Origin of the sequence: Pauljensenia sp. UMB6358 (genome assembly GCF_030216865.1) — a bacterium.
GTDB classification, from domain to species: domain Bacteria; phylum Actinomycetota; class Actinomycetes; order Actinomycetales; family Actinomycetaceae; genus Pauljensenia; species Pauljensenia turicensis_A.
The window spans coordinates 1-595 of sequence record NZ_JASOMS010000029.1 but is presented as its reverse complement, the minus strand read 5'-3'; the positions used below and the strand labels follow the sequence as shown (position 1 = coordinate 595).

Here is a 595-nt window from a genome sequence, read left to right as displayed (position 1 = left end):
ACCCTGGCAGCACAGTAAGAACCGGGAGTGTCTGGTATCCGTGCCGTTTCCGCCGCATTCTCACCGGCAAGGGCACAACCACTAAAACCGTGACTAAGAAGAGGACAGTTAACACGCCTGACAGGTGGGTTACAGATGTTACTAATATTCCGGCTGAACCCTACACAATAGCCCCGTGGGAAGTAGACGACATTGGCCGCGTCCTTGACGAGATGATTTCACAGGCCGGGGTTGATTGGGTCGAACGCTCCTACAAAGGTAAAAACGGTACGGTAGAACATCGCATTGATTTCGGGCGGCCTATAGGGGCAAAAAAGCTTAATGTTCGTTTAGAAATTGGTGTGAATGTGGCTGAAATGCCCGATATTTCCTACCACAGCGCGGATTATGCTTCGGAGATTGTCGGCTGGGGTCCCGGTGAGGGTGACGCGAAACTACGCACCGCCCCTATCAGGACAGGCGCGAAAGGCTTACGCCGCGTCCGCAAAGTATCCCTACTACGCAACAATAGCGTTGATTCCCTAACCAATGCGACAAGGCAAATAGCCCAACAGGTTTCACAACAGATGAGAGTACGCCGGTTCCTCGTGAACCA

At 52.6% G+C, this 595-nt stretch carries 1 protein-coding gene; it reads left to right on the top strand.

All coding sequences use genetic code 11. The annotated features are described in order from the left end of the window. Window positions 1–89: 89 nt before the first annotated feature. On the top strand, window positions 90–595 hold a 506-nt coding region (locus QP381_RS08475; protein WP_285068482.1), incomplete at its 3' end, for a hypothetical protein.